General features: G+C 68.5%; 12 protein-coding genes. 9 read left to right on the forward strand and 3 right to left on the reverse strand.

What is annotated here, in order from left to right:
* Nucleotides 1–5 precede the first annotated feature (5 nt).
* From AB1824_03935 to AB1824_03945, 3 genes are all read left to right on the forward strand, one after another.
* Nucleotides 6–725, forward strand: a complete 720-nt coding sequence (locus AB1824_03935; GenBank protein ID MEW5764105.1) for an SDR family NAD(P)-dependent oxidoreductase — start codon at nt 6–8, stop codon at nt 723–725.
* Nucleotides 726–812: 87 nt separating this feature from the next.
* Nucleotides 813–2300 (forward strand): carboxypeptidase M32, encoded by a 1488-nt coding sequence (locus AB1824_03940; protein MEW5764106.1) that lies wholly within the window; start codon nt 813–815, stop codon nt 2298–2300.
* 13 nt (nt 2301–2313) lie between these two features.
* Nucleotides 2314–3747, forward strand: coding sequence for an aspartate ammonia-lyase (locus tag AB1824_03945; protein ID MEW5764107.1), 1434 nt, complete (start codon nt 2314–2316; stop codon nt 3745–3747).
* Between the two features lie 4 nt (nt 3748–3751).
* Here AB1824_03945 and AB1824_03950 read toward each other — a convergent pair whose 3' ends face one another.
* Entirely contained in the window at nt 3752–4246 is a 495-nt protein-coding gene (locus AB1824_03950; protein ID MEW5764108.1) for a type II secretion system protein GspG, read from the reverse strand.
* Between the two features lie 110 nt (nt 4247–4356).
* The gene (locus tag AB1824_03955; protein MEW5764109.1) at nt 4357–5493 is read right to left on the reverse strand and encodes a metallophosphoesterase; all 1137 of its coding nucleotides are present in this window, start codon (nt 5491–5493) and stop codon (nt 4357–4359) included.
* Between the two features lie 135 nt (nt 5494–5628).
* On the opposite strand from AB1824_03955, the gene AB1824_03960 reads away from it, so the two are divergent.
* The 3 genes from AB1824_03960 to AB1824_03970 all read left to right on the forward strand — a co-directional run bounded on the left by AB1824_03960 (nt 5629) and on the right by AB1824_03970 (nt 12793).
* Entirely contained in the window at nt 5629–8766 is a 3138-nt protein-coding gene (locus AB1824_03960; GenBank protein MEW5764110.1) for a UvrD-helicase domain-containing protein, read from the forward strand.
* Nucleotides 8760–11543 (forward strand): PD-(D/E)XK nuclease family protein, encoded by a 2784-nt coding sequence (locus AB1824_03965; GenBank protein ID MEW5764111.1) that lies wholly within the window; start codon nt 8760–8762, stop codon nt 11541–11543. Before AB1824_03960 ends, AB1824_03965 begins: the two co-directional genes overlap by 7 nt.
* Nucleotides 11544–11662: 119 nt before the next feature.
* Nucleotides 11663–12793, forward strand: a complete 1131-nt coding sequence (locus AB1824_03970; GenBank protein MEW5764112.1) for a saccharopine dehydrogenase C-terminal domain-containing protein — start codon at nt 11663–11665, stop codon at nt 12791–12793.
* Here AB1824_03970 and AB1824_03975 read toward each other — a convergent pair.
* Complete coding sequence (locus AB1824_03975) at nt 12741–13862, reverse strand: glycosyltransferase family protein (protein ID MEW5764113.1); 1122 nt, start codon at nt 13860–13862, stop codon at nt 12741–12743. The two genes, AB1824_03970 and AB1824_03975, sit on opposite strands and share 53 nt — an antisense overlap.
* Before the next feature lie 160 nt (nt 13863–14022).
* On the opposite strand from AB1824_03975, the gene rpsO reads away from it, so the two are divergent.
* From rpsO to AB1824_03990, 3 genes are all read left to right on the forward strand, one after another.
* The gene (gene rpsO / locus AB1824_03980; protein MEW5764114.1) at nt 14023–14286 is read left to right on the forward strand and encodes a 30S ribosomal protein S15; all 264 of its coding nucleotides are present in this window, start codon (nt 14023–14025) and stop codon (nt 14284–14286) included.
* Between the two features lie 73 nt (nt 14287–14359).
* Nucleotides 14360–16567, forward strand: a complete 2208-nt coding sequence (pnp, locus tag AB1824_03985; protein ID MEW5764115.1) for a polyribonucleotide nucleotidyltransferase — start codon at nt 14360–14362, stop codon at nt 16565–16567.
* A 69-nt stretch (nt 16568–16636) separates the two neighbouring features.
* Nucleotides 16637–17302, forward strand: coding sequence for a phenylalanine--tRNA ligase beta subunit-related protein (locus tag AB1824_03990; protein ID MEW5764116.1), 666 nt, complete (start codon nt 16637–16639; stop codon nt 17300–17302).
* Nucleotides 17303–17365: the final 63 nt, after the last annotated feature.

The following is a 17365-nucleotide window of genomic DNA, read 5'->3' on the forward strand; positions in this document are numbered from 1 at the left end:
CCAGCATGGGCAAAGCCATCCTGGTGGGGGCCAGTTCCGGAATCGGCAGGGAGCTGGCGAAGGTCATGGCGAAGGACGGTTGGGTTCTCGGGCTCGCCTCGCGGAACACCCATGCCCTGGAGGCGCTCCGCGCCGAATTGGGGGGGGAGCATCGGGTCCAGGCTCTGGACGTGACGCGTCCCGAGGAGGCGGCCGAGAAGCTCGATGCGCTGGCTCGCGACCTGGGCGACGTGGACTGCGTGATCCTGTCTTCCGGGATCGGAATCGAGAACCGGAAGCTCCTGTGGGAACCCGAGGCCAAAACGATCGCCGCGAACGTCCTGGGCTTCGCCTCGTGCGCCGCCTGGGCCGGCCGCTACTTTCTCCAGCGCAAGCGCGGCCACATCGTGGGCATTTCCTCCGTGGCGGGCTTGAGGGGGAGCCCCTTCAACCCGGCCTACAACGCGTCCAAGGCATTCGTTTCCAATTACCTGGAAGGGCTCCGCTTGAATCTGGGCCGCTTCGAGGTTGCGGTGACGGACGTGCGGCCGGGGTACGTGGCCACGCCCATGACCGAGGGCCAGAAAGGGATGTTCTGGGTCGCCGACGCGCGGACCGCCGCCCGGCAGATCTACGACGCCATCCGAAAGCGCCGCTCGGTGGCCTACATCACCCGGAGATGGCGCTGGGTGGCGATGCTCTCGCGCAATGCGCCCGCCTTCCTCTATAAGAAGTTCTCCAACTAGATCCGCGGGCCGGGTCCGGGCTCCACCGGGTGCTATACTTCCCCCTTTCCACGCGGGGTGTGCGCGGTGGAAACCGGGGAGGAGCGCATGGCATCCGACTTCGAGCGGTTCGTCGAAAAGAGCCTCGTCGTCCATGATCTGATGGAGATCCAGCAACTTCTGGAATGGGACCAGCAGGTGATGATGCCGCGCAAGGGCGCCGAACAGCGCGGCGCCCACCAGGCGGCGCTGGCGGCGGTGGTCCACGAGCGCCTCTCGGATCCGGCGTTCGGCGAACTCCTCGACCGGCTGGAAGGGCAGTCCCTCGGAGAGGACCCGGCGGCGGACCTGAGGGAGGCGCGGCGCGCCTGGGAGCGGGCCGTGAAGGTCCCCTCGCGCCTCGTCTCCGAGCGGGCCAGGGCCGTGGCGCTCTCGCAGGAGGCCTGGGTCGAGGCCAAGAAGCACGACGATTTTCCAGCCTTCCTCCCCCACCTGGAACGCGTTCTCAGGCTGACCCGGGAGACGGCCTCCCTTCTCAATCCCGACCACCCCTACGACGCCCTGCTCGAGGAGTACGAACCCGGGATGACCGAGGCCGAACTGGCCGCCGTCTTCGCCGATCTCAAGGGCCGCCTCCTGCCCCTGCTCGACCGCATCCTCGGCGCCCCTTCGCCGCCCGACGCCTCGATCCTGGCGCGGCGGTATCCGGTGGCGGCCCAGGAGGCCTTCTGCCGCGACCTCGCGGCGGACCTCGGATACGATTACGAGGCGGGCCGGCTGGACCGGTCGGCCCATCCCTTCACCAACGGGACCTTCCGGGACGTCCGGATCACCACGCGGTACAGCGAGACGTTTCTGAACACGGCCGTCTTCGGGACCATCCACGAGACGGGCCACGCTCTGTACGAGCAGGGCCTCGACCCCGACCGCTTCCGAATGCCCGCCGGCCAGGCCTGCTCCCTGGGCATCCACGAGTCCCAATCCCGTTTCTGGGAGAACGTGGTGGGAAGGTCGCTCCCCTTCTGGTCCCATTACTTTCCCAAGCTGCGAACGGTCTTCCCCGCCGCCCTGGAGGGAGTGGAGGAAAGGGATTTCTACCGGGCCGTGAACGCCGTGAAACCCTCCCTCATCCGCGTGGAAGCCGACGAGGTCACCTACAACCTCCACATCATTCTCAGGTTCGAGCTGGAGAGCGCGCTCCTGAAAGGTTCCCTGGAACCCAAGGACCTTCCCGAGGCCTGGCGCGAGGGGATGCGCGGGCTCCTGGGGATCGAGCCGGCCACGGACCGCGAGGGCGTCTTGCAGGACATCCACTGGTCGGCCGGCCTCGTGGGGTACTTCCCGACCTACGCCCTCGGCAACCTCTACGGGGGGCAGTTCCTCCAGGCGCTTCGGGCGGACCTTCCCGACCTGGATGCCCGGATCGCCGCCGGAGAATTCGCCTCCCTCCGGGAGTGGCTGAGGGTCAAGATCCACCGGCAGGGCCGGCGCCACCTGGCGCCCGAACTCTGCCTCCAGGTGACGGGGAAGCCTCTCTCGGCGGCCCCATTGATGGCCTATCTGGAGGCCAAGTTCGCGGACGTGTACGGACTTTGACGGAGAGAGCACCATGCGATTTCGAGATGCGGGCGTGGACGGCGCGGACTGCCGGATCGAGCGGGACTCCCTGGGGGAAGCGCGGGTTCCCCGGTCGGCCTACTACGGGAGCCAGACTCAGAGGGCCATCGAGAACTTCCAGCTCACCGGCGTGAGCCTGGAGTCCTTTCCCACCTTCATCCGAGCCCTGGCCATGGTGAAGAAGGCGGCGGCCCTGGCCAACCGCCAGCTGGGCCACCTCCCGGCGCCGACTGCCGACGCCATCGCCGCGGCCTGCGACGACATCGCCGCGGACCGCCTCCACGAGCATTTCGTGGTGGACATGCTCCAGGGGGGGGCGGGCACCTCCACCAACATGAACGCCAACGAGGTCATCGCCAACCGGGCCCTGGAGATCCTTGGAAGGCCCCGGGGCGACTATGCTCACTGCCACCCCAACGACCATGTGAACATGTCCCAGTCGACCAACGACGTCATCCCCACCGCCATCAAGGTGGCCGCCCTCTACGGAGTGAGGGACCTGCGAGAGGCCCTGGGCAGGCTCTGCGAGGCCTTCGCGGCCAAGGGGAGGGAGTTCTCCGACGTCCTGAAGATCGGGCGCACGGAAATGCAGGACGCCGTGCCCATGACCCTGGGACAGGAGTTCGAGGCGTACGCGGTGATGATCCGCGAAAGCCGCGATGCCCTGCAGCGGGCCGAATTCCTCCTCCAGGAGATCTCCATGGGCGCCACGGCCGTCGGCACGGGGCTCAACACGGACCCGCGGTACGCCGGCCTCGTCTGCAAGCACCTCTCGAGCCTGACGGGTTTCCCCCTCGTGACGGCCGTCAACCTCGTGGAGGCGACGCAGGACAGCGGAGATTTCGCCGAAGTGTCGGGCATCCTCAAGCGGATCGCCATCCAGCTTTCCAAGATCGCCCACGACCTGAGGCTCCTCTCCTCGGGTCCCCGCGCGGGGTTCGCGGAAATCGCGCTTCCGGCCCTTCAGCCGGGCTCCTCCATCATGCCCGGCAAGGTGAACCCGGTGATCCCCGAGGCCATCAGCCAGGTGGCCTACCAGGTGATCGGCAACGACGTGGCCGTCTCCATGGCCGCCGAGGCGAGCCAGCTCGAGCTCAACCCCTTCGAACCCCTCATCGCGTACAACCTATTCATGTCCATCGGAATGCTCAAGGCGGCTGCCGAGACCTTCCGCACGCGGTGCATCGAGGGCATCACGGCGAACCGCGACCGCTGTCAGGTGCTCGTCGAACGGAGCGTGACGCTGGTGACCGCCCTCGTTCCCTACATCGGGTACGAGGCCGCCGGAGACGTGGCCAAGGAAGCCCTGGCCACCGGAAAACACGTGCGCCAGATCGTGCTCGATCGGGGGCTGCTATCGGAGGAGAGGCTGGGGGAGATTCTCGATCCCGCCAAGATGACCCACCCCCGGGCCATCCTTCCCTGACGGCTCAGTCGCACTTTCTCTGTTTGCCCTCGGGCCAGAGGACGAATCCCCCGTTCACCCAGACGATGTCGTTCTCGAGGCAGAGGGTGGCCGAGGGCGCCGCGTTGACGGAGGAGGCGAAGGTCTCCCCGTCGTCCTGCCCCCCCTTGCCCATGGACCGCAGAGCGAAATCCGAGCCCGTGTCGGTGGTGGAGTACTGGTACTTGATGTCCCACGGGTCGGGATTGGGCACTTCCTTGATGTAGTAAGGGGCGAGTTCGCCCACGGGGATGACGACGTCCGTGTCCTGCCAGGAGGTGTTGGCCAGAGGGTAGATGTTCGTGTCCGTGCTGTAGGAGTTGCAGGCCGTGGCGAGGCCCCGGATTTCCGACATGGCGCGCTTCTGCTTGGCCCGGTGGATGGCCGAGAAGAGGCTGGGGATCATGATGGCCGCAAGGATGGCGATGATCGCCACGACGATGAGGACTTCAATGAGCGTGAACCCCTTCTCTCCCCTCATGGAAGCCTCCCAAGCTCACGGGAAAGAATAGCAAGAGTTGTTCCACATGCAAACTCCTTGTCAATCAACGAATAAGGCAGGTGACTGCCAATAGGTGTTACCCCGAGGGGTCACGGATTGCCACCGGTCGGGACCAGGGTGAGGAGGGCTACCTCGCCCCGCCGGAAGAGGCGCATGGGCGGTCCCCACGTTCCCGTTCCCCGGCTGACCAGAAGGGTCATGCCCCCCACCCTGTACGTGCCTTCGAGGCGCGGGTAGGCCAGTCGGACGAGCAGGCCGAAGGGCCAAATCTGACCGCCGTGGGTGTGGCCGGAGAGCATGAGGCCGGCTCCTCGGGTGGCGGCCTCCTCGGCCCGGAGGGGGCTGTGGCTGAGAAGTATCAAGGCGCCGGCCCCGCCGGGGCCCAGGGCCTCCGCCACAGGGTCCCCCGCCAAACCGAACTGGCCGCGGGCGGTGAGGTCGTCCACGCCGGCGATCCGGAGTCCCGGGGCCGCCTCCGCCGCCTCTTGCCGAAGGACCACCCATCCCGCCGAGGCCAGGAAGCCTGCGGAGCGGTCGGCGCCGGCATAGAACTCATGGTTGCCCAGGACCGCCCATTTTCCCAAGGGGGGGCGCCACTCGGACATCAGAGGCAGCAAGGGCTCCACATCGGGGAGATGACCGTCCACGAGGTCGCCGGTGACCACGATGAGGTGGGGATCCAGCCCCTGAACCTGGTCCACCAGGCGCCTCAGCCAACGGCGGCCCAGCAAGGTGCCCAGGTGCAGGTCGGATACCTGGACTATCCGGGTGCCCCGGAGGCCCTCTGGAAGCCCGGGAAGGACAACCGTCCGTCGGACAACCTCGGGTGCCCTCAACCCCTGCACGAGGGCCACGGCGGACAAGGCGCCCGCGGCGGCCAGGGCTCCGAGCCGAAGGTGAGTCGTCCAGGGGCGGAGCCAGACGCCGAACCCCGAGAGGAGATCGGTGGCGAGCAGGCAGACCATGGAGAGAAACAGGGCCCCCATCCACACGGCGCCGGCGAACTCCATCGCGTAGGCGGAGCGTCCGGGGAGGAGTCGGGCGAGGACGCGGCCCGCGGGATAGAGGGCCCACAGAACCGCCAAAAGGAGGATGGCCCACCGCCTCGCCGGTCCCGCGGCCAGGGGGGGCAGGCGCCACACTCGGTGGAGCAGGTAAAGGTGCATGGCCGTCCAGGTCCCCAGGACGACGGAAAGAAAGAGGGCGAAGCGCAGGACTCCGTTCATGGAAAGGGAGCCTAGCACGATTCCGTGACTCCGCCCAGGCGGCGAGGGCACGTACACCGGGCGAGGAGCCGGCGGAATCGGAGTGAACGCTGGATGCACTGGACGGTGGTACACTCGGCGAGAAAGGACGGCGCCATGGCTCCTTCCCTCCCATCCGCCCCGGGTTCCCCCATGGGCGTGGAGCGCCTGACGGCCTCGGCCGGGTCCGGCAAGACCCACCGGCTGGCTCTCCGGTTCCTCGGCCTGCTCCTTGCGCCGAACGTCCCCGACACAGACCTTTCCCGCATCCTGGCCGTCACCTTCACCAACAAGGCCGCCGGGGAGATGCGGGAGCGCGTGTTGTCCTGGCTGGAAGCCCTCGCCCTCCAGCGCGCGCCTCAGGACGTGGAAATCGTCCAGAACTTGTCCTCTTGGTTGGGACAGTCCCCCGAGGCGCTCCGCGCGGCCGCGCGGGAGGTCCTGGACCGGATCTACCGGAGGTGGCCCGAGCTCTCCCTCAAGACCATCGACTCGTATCTGATGACGCTGGCCCGGGCCTCCGCCTTCGAACTCGGTCTCGCTCCCGGCGCGCGCGTTCTCCTCGACCCCCGTCCCCTCCTGCGCAGGGCCGTGGGCCGCTTGCTGGAGGAAGCGGAGGATGATCCCCCGTCGGCCGAGGTCCTGCGGACCGTCCTGGAGGACCTTCTCCTGGGCGACGAATCCCTGGGTTGGGACCTGGCGGAGGTCCTCGTGGAGATCGATGCGCGACTGCGGACGCTCTGGGTCTCCAAACTGAAGAAACTCCAGGTGGACCCTGCCGGCTTCCGGGCCTACCATCACGAGCTGGAAGGGTCCCTGGCCGCGGGAAGGGACCTCCTCGACGCCGTGGGGAAGGCGGGGCTCGAGTTTCGTGGAGGTACCTTCCAGCGGGACCTTTGCCGGTTTCTGGACACGCGTCAGCCCGAGGTCCTGAAATCGGCGGCCTTCTTCAAGCCCTCCCTGAAGGAGGCCGTCCTCAAGTCCCGGGCAGGCGCCGTGACTCCGACCCTCGAGGGCCTCTTCAACGCATTTCGGGAGGCCTTGGCTCGTGCCGCGGAGGCCTGGGCCCTTGGCAGGACCGCGCCGCAAGTCCAGCTCCACGCCCGGTTGATCCCCGCCCTGGAGCGAGAGGCCGCGAGGGAGGGCGCTCTGTTGCTCGACGAGGTTCCCTCGCGGATCGCCGCGCGATTGTCCGAGGGCGGGGTGCCCTCGATCTACCTGGCCCTGGGAGACCACCTCCGGCATTTCCTTCTGGACGAGTTCCAGGACACGGGCGCCGCCCAGTGGGCCGCGCTTCTCCCCCTGGTGGAGGAGGGGCTGGCCTCCGGCGGCTCCCTCTTCTACGTGGGGGACCAGAAGCAGTCGCTGTACCGTTTTCGCGGCGGGGACCCGGACCTCTTCGATCGGGCCTTGGAGGACCTCTCCGCCTTCGAGACCCGCCGGGAGGTCTTGAGACGTAACTTTCGAAGCCGCGCCGTGCTGGTGGACTTCTTCAACCGGACTTTCTCGCGGGAAGCCCTGGAGCGCTGGTTCTTCTCCCTGGGGGATTCGCCGGAAGAGGAGGAGGACCTTCGGCGGGAGGATTTCGAGCGGCGGATCTGGCCCTTCTTTAAAGAGGCCCGGCAGGAGCCGTCCCCGAAAAGGGAAGGGGGCCGCGTGGGCGTGATCCCCATTGCCCTTGACCCGGGCCTGTCCCGGGAGGAGGCCGTGGCCGCCGCCGCTGAAGAGGCCGCCGGACGGATCCTTCCGGACCTTCTCGGCCGGGGATACTCGCCCTCCGACGTGGCGTTCTTGCTCCGGACCAACCGGGAAGCCGTCGCCGTGGGAGAGGCCCTCCAGCGGCGGGGGTACCGGGTGGCCTCCGAGTCCACCGCCCGGATGACGTCCCACCCGCTCGTCCGGGAGGTCCTCGACCTCCTCCGCTTCGTCACCTCCCCGGCCGACGATCTCGCCTTCGCCTCCTTCGCCGGCGGCCGGATCATGGAATCCGTCTCGGGGGTTTCCAGGGACGACTTTCTGGCCCTCCTTCATACGAGGCCTCCCGGCTCCCGGGGGAACTTGTACGCGTGGTACCGGGAAGCCTTCCCGGAGCCGTGGCTACGGCTCGTGAATCCGGCCTTCCAGTCGGCGGGCTACCTTCCGCCCTACGACCTCGTCCGGGATTTCTTCGAGCGGGCGGGGGTTCTGGAGGCCTTTCCGGAGGACCGGGCCTTTCTCCTGCACCTCCTGGAACGGCTCGCCGAGAGGGAGGGGGAGGGCGAGGCGACGGCGGCGGATTTTCTCGCGTACCTACAGGAGAGCGAGGAGGACCCGGCCCTCCAGGTGCCCCTCCCCGAATCGGGAGACGCGGTGCGGGTCCTCACGGTCCACAAGTCCAAGGGGCTGGGCTTTCCTGTCGTGGTCCTCCTCCTCCCCAACCTCTCCCCGCCCGCCATCCGGGAGGCCGTCTTGGAGGAGGGGCCGACCCTGCGCCTCCTGCGGCTCTCGGCCTGGGGTTGCCGATTCTCTCCGGTCCTGCGGAGGGCCAGGGACCAGGAGAAGGTCCTGGCCTTGAGGGATGAACTGAACGCCTACTACGTGGCGGTGACCCGGGCGAAGGACGAACTGTACGTGATCCTGGAGTCGAATCGGAGTCGGCAGAAACCCGTTCCCCTGCCGGCCGAGGTGGGCGGGGAGGGATACGCCGCCGGCGAGGCCGTCCCCTTCGAGGGGGATCGCCCGGGGGGCGCCCTTCCGTGTCCGGGCCCCTCCCGCCGCGTCCCGTGGAGGCCCCGGATGGGGCCCGCCGGGGACCCCGCGTACCGGCCCCCCACGACGGAGTCGGTGGCGGCGGCCAGGAGGGGAAAGATCCTCCACGCGGGGCTGGAGGCCGGTCTTCGAGGGAGACCTGGCGACGAAGCCGCCTTCGAGGGCCTGGGCGCCTCGGCCGAGGAGGCCCGGGAAATGGCCGGACTGCTCCGGCGTTTGGCGGGCCACCCGCACATCGGACCGCTGATCGCGCCCGAAGACGCGGAGGTCCTCGACGAAGTGGAGTTTCTCGACCCGGAGGGACGGTTTCTCCGGGTGGACCGCCTGATCCGGGACCGGGACGGCTTCACGGTGGTCGACTGGAAGTCGGGGGAGGAGGAAAGACCCGGCCAGCATGAACAGGTGGCCCGCTACTGCCGGCTCCTGGCCCGCCTGCACCCCGGGGAGCGGGTCCGGGGGGTTCTCGTCTATCTGGCGGGCGGACGCGCGGAGGACGTGGCATGGTGACCCTCGTGGATGTTCCCGTCGGCGAGGACCTCCTGGAGAGGGCCCTGGCCGAGTGCGAGGGTGTCCCGCCCGATGGGCTGGCCGTGGTCTTTCCGGGAAGCCGCGCCGTCCATCATTTCGCGACGCGATACGCCCGATCCGCGGGCGGGCCGTGCCGTCCCCCGAGACTCTGCACGCTGGAATCCCTGGCCGCCCGGTTGGCGGGAACCTCCGGTGAGGCCCTCGAGGAGTTCCAGGCCGTCGCACTCCTCTCGGAGGCCGTGGCTTCGGCCGGAGGTCCGGTTCTGAGAAGGCTGGCGGGCGACTTGGTGGCCTTCTACGGTTGGGGGGTCTCGTTCCTGAAGGCGTTGGCGACGCTGGGGGAGGAGATGGTCGCCGATGCGGACCTCCTTCGGCTTCGCGGGCTCGATTCCTTCGACGTTCTTGCGCCGCCGGTGCGCGAATTCTACGAGCGGTACCCGGAGATCCGCGAGGCCTTCGAATCGCGCGTTTCGGCGGCGAATTCGTTCACGCGGGGACAGGTTTACGCCCGTTCTCTGTCTCGGCTTGCCTCCGGGGCGGCCCAGGTTCCCGACCGCATCCTCCTGGTGGGGTTCTTCTCCTTTTCGCGCGGGCAGGCGCGCCTGGTGGAGGCGGCCGGGCGGGTCGCCGAGGTGACGGTCCTCCGGCACCAGGACGGGCGGGACTGGAAGGCCTTCGAAGCCATGGAGAGGCTCCTGCCCGTCGGGAGACCCGTCCGCCACGCGCCGTGCTCCCCCCCGCCGTTGGAGGTGTGCTCCGCTCCCAGCGTCCACGCCGAGGTTCTCTACGCGGGCGCCTACCTCGAAAGGGAAGGGGTGGAACCGGAGTCCACGGTGGTGGTGCTTCCGGACACCGGAAGCCTCCAGCCGCTCCTCTGGGACGGCATGGCCTACTTTCCCGGGCAATTCAACGTCACGCTGGGCTACCCCCTGGCCCGAACCCCCCTCTTCGCGCTCTTTCAGCGCGTTCTGGATCTGGCCGAAGGGGTCGGGGAGGACCGCGTGGCCTCCCGAGCGTACCTGAACCTCCTCCTGCACCCGTACGTGAAGAATCTCTCCATCGAGGGCCATGGCCCCGGGGCCATGCGTCCCCTGGCTCACGCCATCGAGGAGAGCGTTCTCAGAAAGGGGAACCCCCGCCTCTTTCTCGCCGCCCTCGAGGATTCCCCGGAGCTGCCGCGCCGGGCCCGGGCGATGCAGCCGGAGGGGCCCGATGAAGAGGCCCTGGCCTTGGCCCTTCGGCGCTTCCACGATCTGTTCATCCGAAGGGTGCGGAGGGCGTCCACTCTGCGGGCGCTCTCCCAGGCCCTTCGGGCCGTTCTCGAGGAGGTGGCCCACCGGTCTCCGGCCCCCTTCCATCCCTTCTATCGGGATTGCTTCGCGCGGGCCTTGACCCTGCTCGACGGATTGGCCGATTGGCCCGGGTCCGGTCGGGAGGGTCCGAGCCCAGGGGACCTTCACGACTTCCTGAGGGCGCGGCTGAGGGAGGCGCGGGTGCCCTTCACGGGCCTTCCCGTCCGCGGGCTCCAGGTGATGGGCCTCCTCGAGAGCCAGGCCCTCCGATTCGACACGGTGTTGGTCCTGGACGCTTCGGAGGACGTGCTCCCCACATCCTCCGCCCCCGACCCCGTCCTGCCGCCCTCGTTCCGGAAAGCGCTGGGCCTCCCGGGAGCCATCGAACGAGAGGAGGTCTACCGGTACCACCTGTTCCGGCTCCTCGAGGCGTCCAAGCGATGCTCCATCCTGTATGTCGACCGCCCCGACGCGGGGCGCTCCCATTTTGTCGATCAACTCCTGTACGAGGCCCGCCGGGATGGAGGAACCCCGACCGTCCGATCCGTCTGCCTCCCCGCCTCGAGCGCGGCGGGCTCGGTGCGGCGCGCCGCGGCGAAGTCCTCCCAGATGCTGGAACGGCTGTCCACGATGGCCTACTCGCCGACGTCCCTGGACGCCTATCTCCGTTGTCCCATGGGCTTCTACTACGGCCACGCGGCGGGGCTTCGCGAGAGGGAGGTCCTCGAGGAGGGCGATTCGAAGGGGACGGGGAAAAGGCTCCACGACACCCTGGCGGAGCTGTACGAGCCCTACGTGGGGCAGGTCATGACGCACGAAGTCTACGACCAGATGCTCGTCCGGCTTCCGGGCGTGGTGGCGGCCCACTTCGGAGGTTCGGGCGAGGCCGCCCTGGTGGGACGGTTGGCCGAAAGGCGGATCGGCGACCGACTTCGCAGGGAGCGCACGGAGGAGGCGGGGAAAACCGTTCTTCAAGGAGTGAACGTGCGCCTCGAGGCGTCCTTCGACGCGCCCGGGGCCACGGTACGCCTACGCGGAGAGCTGGACCGCCTCGACGGGCGGGCGGGAGGTCTGCGGATCGTGGACTACAAGAGCGGAAAGTCCCTCCGGGACCGGTACATTCCCCGTCCGGACCGGGTGAGGGTCGATTCCCCCCGGGGGGACCTGGCCCGCTCCGTCAAGTCCATCCAGTTGCCGGCGTATGTGGAATTGCTCCACCGGGCGCGCGGAGCGCCCTACGGGAGCCTTTCCGCCGTGCTCCTCTCCCTGCGCGATCCGAGGGAGCCTCCCGGACCGCTCTTCGTCGAACCGTCCCGGGCCGAGGCGCAGATGGAGGGCGTGTACCTGCCGGTGATCCGAAGGATCCTGGGGGAAATCCTGGACCCCTCGGTTCCCTTCGAGCCGGACCCTTCGGAGCCTCGGGCTTGCGCCGCGTGTCCCTTCGGCACCCTGTGCGGGCGTTGAGGGGGACGGCCGATTTGAGCGCGGGGCGGCCCGGGGTGTCCCGGCCTCCACCTCCACGGGGTGCTATACTCACGGCCAGCGGGGGCGCGGGGCCCGCCGCCGTTCTCCAGGAGGATCTCATGCACGTGGCCGTGTTGGGCGCCGGGCGAGTGGGGAAGGCCATCGCCCTGGATCTGGCCAAGGGGGGTGAGTTCTCGGTGACCGCCGCGGACGTGTCCCAGACCTCCCTGGACGGGCTGGCTGGGGCCGAGGGGGTGACGCCCCTCCGCGCGGACCTCTCCAAGCCGGAGGAGGTGGCTCGCGCGGTGAAAGGCGCCGACTTGGTGGTGGGGGCCGTTCCCGGCCACATGGGCTTTGAGACCCTCAAAACGCTGATCGGGCTCGGGCGAAACGTGGTGGACATTTCTTTCTTCGAGGAGGACCCCTTCGCCCTGGACGCCCTGGCCAGGGAGAGGGGCGTCGTGGCCATTGTGGACTGCGGCATCGCCCCGGGCGCCAGCAACATCATCCTCGGCTACTCGCAGACCGCCATGGACCGCATCGAGCGCTTCGACTGCCTGGTGGGCGGCCTGCCGGCCATGCGGGTTTGGCCCTACGAATACAAGGCCGTCTTTTCGCCTTCGGACGTCATCGAAGAGTACGTGCGCCCGGCCCGGTTCGTCGAGCATGGGGAGGTGGTGGTTCGTCCGGCCCTGTCCGATCCCGAACTCCTGGATTTCCCGCAGGTCGGCACGCTGGAGGCCTTCAACACGGATGGCCTGAGGAGCCTCCTGACCACCTGCAAGGTTCCAAACATGAAGGAGCGGACCCTAAGGTACCCCGGCCACATCGAGAAGATGCGGGTCTTGAGGGAGACGGGTTTCTTCTCCAAGGACCCTGTGGAGGTCGGAGGGGTTTCGGTCCGGCCCCTCGACCTCACCTCCCGGCTCCTGTTCCCCATGTGGCAGCTGACCGAAGGGGAGGAGGACTTCACCGTCATGCGCGTCACCGTGGAGGGCGAGAAGGACGGCCGGAAGGTCCGGCGCGTCTACGACCTCCTGGACCGCTACGACGCGGCCACCCGGACCACGTCCATGGCCCGGACGACGGGGTACACCTGCACGGCGGGCGTCCGGTCGGTGGCGCGGGGCCTGTTCCGGCGCCCGGGGGTCTCTCCGCCCGAGTTCCTCGGCAGGGAGCCCGGTTGCCACCTGTTCGTCATGCAGGAACTGGCCCGTCGGGGCGTGGTGTTTCACGAGACGGTGAGCTGACCGGTTCCCTGGCCAGCTGACGCTCGATCAGATCCACCGCCGCCTGGGTGCCATCCCTCGCCTCCAATCCGATGCGGTCCCGGTAGAGGGGCAGGGCATTCAGAAAGGCCTCCACCGAGCCGGGGGTCAGGCGTCGGGGGTCCGCCCAGTCTCCGGCCCCGCCGAGCCGCAGGAAATGTGCGTTGATGGCCTGTTCGAAATTCCCCGGCTCCGGGAGGGCGAGCACCGGCTTTCCCAGAAACAGCGATTCCCCCACCACCTGGTTCCCGGCCGTGGTCACCAGCGCCTCACAGGACGCGAGGTCGGCCAGAAACCCGGACTCGCCAATGGGGTGAAAGGTCAGACGGCCTTCCGGGGGACGCTCTCCGGCCCCGTAAACGCGGGCCTCCAGGCCGAGTCTCCGGAGGGCGGCCAGGACGCCCTCCATCCCTCCCCGCCGAAGGTAGACGAGGAGGAACCCCTCCCTCCGGGGGAGGCTCCGCCTCAGTTCGGGCCGGAGGAGGGGGCCCACCTGGTGGACGTTTCGCAGGCCGGGCCGGAGCGGGGGGGCGCAAAAGGAGGAAACCACCGTGGCCGCCTGGCCCGTGTAATAGGCCCGGACCACGAGGGACATGCCCCAGGCGGCGGCCCGCAGCCTTGGGGGCAGGGACGAGAGGTCGTTGACGGTCAGGAAGTGCTGGTGGTCGAGGCTGACGAAGGGGATGCCCAGGCGGCGCGCCGCCCTCGGCAGAGCGGGCTCAAAGTCGGTGATGCAGAGGTCCGGTCGCTCCCGACGCAGGTGGGCGTCGAGGTATGCCAGGGTGCCGGGCATCTTGCGGAGGTAGGCCAGGGCGCCCGAGGCGGTGGCCAGCGGGGCCAGTACGCCCGAGGCGCCGTAGCGGAAGCGGAGCCCCCGAAGATGGCGGACGGCGACCTCCGAGCGGGCGAAGGCTTTCTGCAGGGGCTCGTAAGCCTGTCCGGGGGCGAAGAGGACCACACGGTGCCGCTCCCTCAGCCGCTCCACCACGGCCCGGACGCGGGTGCAGTGCCCGCGACCCTCTCCCGAAAGGCTGTACAAGATGGTGGCCACGTCTCTCCGGCCTCCTTTCACCCGAAAGGATGCGCAGGCTTCGTGGAGGCACCGTCTCGGAAGGGTTGCGGAATCGACCAGGGAGGCCCCCCCGCCCTTTACAGAAGAAGCGGGGGTGTGCTATGCTCTTTCCTTTGAGACAGATAGGAGAAACGGGAAGATGGAGAAGCAGACGAAGAAGGCCCTGATCGAGCAGTTCGGAAAGAACCCTGCCGACACGGGCTCCCCGGAGGTGCAGATCGCGCTCCTGTCGGACCGCATCAGCTCCCTCACCGAACACCTCAAGAAGCACCGCAAGGATTTCGCCACCCGCCGAGGCCTTCTCATGCTCGTCGGTCAGCGCCGCCGGCTCCTGAACTACCTCAAGGACAGGGACATCGAGCGGTATCGCGACCTCATCGGCCGCCTGGGCCTGCGCAAGTAGTTCCCCCGACACGAACGGACGCCTTCCTCCCCGCCGACGGGGGGGGTGTGTCCCGTGTCCATTAGGAGCAACCATGTACCGCGAAGAGACCGTCGAAGTCGAGGTGGGGGGAAGGCCCCTGAAACTGTCCACCGGCAAGGTGGCGAAACAGGCCCACGGCGCCATGTGGGTGCGCTATGGAGATTCGGTGGTCCTCGTGACCGCCGGCATGGACAAGAAGGAGCGTCCCGGCCTGGACTTCCTTCCCTTCACCGTGGACTACCGCGAATTCACCTACGCCGGAGGGCGGATCCCGGGCGGCTTCTTCAAGCGCGAGGGCAAGCCGACGGATCCGGAGGTGCTCGTCTGCCGGATGATCGACCGCCCCCTCCGACCGCTCTTTCCTGAGGGCTATCACCTGGAGACCCAGGTCATCGCCATGGTTCTCTCGGCGGACTTCGAGAACGCCCCCGACCTCATGGCGATCAACGGCGCCTCGTGCGCCCTCTACTGCTCGCCGATCCCCTTCACCCGTCCCGTGGGCGCCGTCCGCATCGGCCTGATCGACGGGCAACTCGTGGTGAACCCCTCCCTCAAGGTGATCCAGCAGAGCCGATTGAACCTCCTCGTGGCGGGGACCAAGGAGGCCATCTGCATGGTGGAGGCGGGCGCCCAGGAGCTCTCCGAAGAGCAGATGGTGGAGGCTCTGGACTTGGCGCACCGCGAGATCAAGAGAATCGTGGCGGCCCAGGAGGAACTCTACTCCCGGCTCCACATCCAGAAAATCCAAGTCGAGCCCCCCCACGTGGATCCGGACAAGCTGGCGGCCGTCGAGCAGCGGGTCGCCGGGCCCCTCCGGGAGGCCATGGCGGTCCGCGGGAAACTCAACATGTATGCGGCCCTGGAGCAGGTGGAGAAGGACTTCCTGGCCACCGTGCCGGAGGACGACGAGGAGGCTCGGGCCGAAGCGGCCCACCTCTTCCACGAAGTGCTCGTCCGCACGTTCCGGACAGTGCTCCTCAAGGAGGGGCGCCGGGTGGACGGGCGCCTCTTCGACGAGATCCGCCCCGTTTGGAGCGAGGTGGGCGTTCTGCCGAGGACGCACGGCTCGGCCCTCTTCGCCCGGGGCGAGACCATGGCCCTGGCCAACTGCACCCTGGGCACCGCCGCCGACGTGCAGAGGCTCAGCGGCCTCCTCGAGGGGCAGGAGAAGCACTTCATCCTCCACTACAACTTCCCGCCCTTCAGCGTGGGCGAGGTCAAGATGGTCCGGGGACCGGGGCGGCGGGAGATCGGCCACGGGGCCCTCGCGGAACGCGCCGTGCTCCCGGTCATCCCTCCGGAGACCGAGTTCCCCTACACGATCCGCGTCGTGTCCGACATCCTGGAATCCAACGGCTCCTCCTCCCAGGCCACCATCTGCGGGGCCACCCTGGCCCTGATGGACGCCGGCGTTCCCATCAAGGCGCCCGTGGCGGGCGTCGCCATGGGCCTGGTCATGGAGGGGGACCGGTACGCCATCCTCTCCGACATCGCGGGCCTGGAAGACCACTACGGGGACATGGACTTCAAAGTGGCCGGGACGGCCGCGGGAATCACCGCCCTCCAGATGGACATCAAGGTGGACGGCGTTTCTTTTGACATCATGAGACAGGCCCTCGAGCAGGCCCGGCGGGGGCGTCTCCATCTCCTGGAACTCATGGCCCAGACGCTTCCCGCGCCGCGACCGGAGATTTCCCCCCTGGCGCCGCGCATCTACACCGTCACGATTCCCAAGTCCAAGATCGGGGAACTCATCGGCCCCGGAGGAAAGAACGTCCGCGCCATCCAGGAGAACACGGGCGTGGACATCAACATCGAGGAAGACGGGACGGTCACCGTCGCCTCCAACAATCCCGAAATGGCCCAGAAGGCCCTCGAACTCATCCGCGCCCAGATGGAGGAGCCCGAAGTGGGCAAGATCTACAGAGGCACGGTGAGGAGGGTCGAGCCGTACGGGGCCTTTGTGGAGATCCTGCCCGGAACGGACGGCCTCCTGCACGTGTCCGAACTCGACTGGAAGCGCGTCGAGAAGGTGGAGGAGTACCTGCAGGTGGGCGACGAGATCGAGGTCAAGCTGCTCGATTTCGAGCGCGGCGGGAAGCTCCGGCTGAGCCGGAAGGCCCTCCTGCCCAAGCCGGACGGCTGGGTGGAGCGCCCCGAGGGAGAGCGCCGTCCGCCGCGCCCGCGCGAGGACGGCCGGCCCCCCAGGGGGGGGGACCGGGACCGCCGCGACCGGGACCGCCGTCCGCCGCGCCGCTGATCCGGACTCGTTGAAGACCGACACGGGCGAGGGGCGACCCTCGCCCGTTCCGTTGAGGGAGGGCCCTTCATGCATGCCACGACGGTTCGAGTGGTGAACGGAGCCGAAGGGGTCGCCCTCGGCTGGGTCTACGGCGAAGGGGTGCGGGTGGGACCCAGCGGCAGGTCCTGGGAGGCGGAGTTCGAGAGGGCCCTGAGCCGCTGGCGGGGCCGGGAGGAAGCCCCTGCGACGACTTGCTTGAAGGCGGCCGTCCGCCAGATGCTGCGCCACGGAAGCTACAAGCCCACGGGGCGGGGAAAACCGGCCAGCGAGTACCTCCTCCACGCCGCCCTTGAGGGCCGGTTTCCGCGCGTGTCCAATGTGGTGGACGCGGCCAACCTGGCCTCCCTGGAGAGCCTCCTTCCGATCTCCCTGCTGGACGTGGACCGGTGCGGATCGGAGGCCTTCGGGATCCGGAGGGGTCGCGCGGGGGAACGATACGTCTTCAACCCATCCGGGCAGGAACTGGACCTCCAGGATCTCCTTCTCGCGGCCACGCTCCCTGGAGACGTCCCCTGCGGGAGCCCCGTCAAGGACTCCCAGGCCACCAAGGTGGCCCCGGATACGACGAGGATCCTCGGCGTGGTGTATGCTCCATCGGCCATGGCGGACCAGGCGCGGGAGGTTGCGGACCGCCTCGCCCGGCTCCTCGAGGCCGAGGACGCCCGGACCCTGAGCGGAGTCTCTTTTCCGTAAAGGGTGCATCGTGGAACGAGTGTGAACGGAGTATTCTTTTCTTGACTGGGGTGGCCCCCTGGC

The organism is Acidobacteriota bacterium, from assembly GCA_040752915.1.
Taxonomy (GTDB): Bacteria; Acidobacteriota; UBA4820; order UBA4820; family DSQY01; genus JBFLVU01.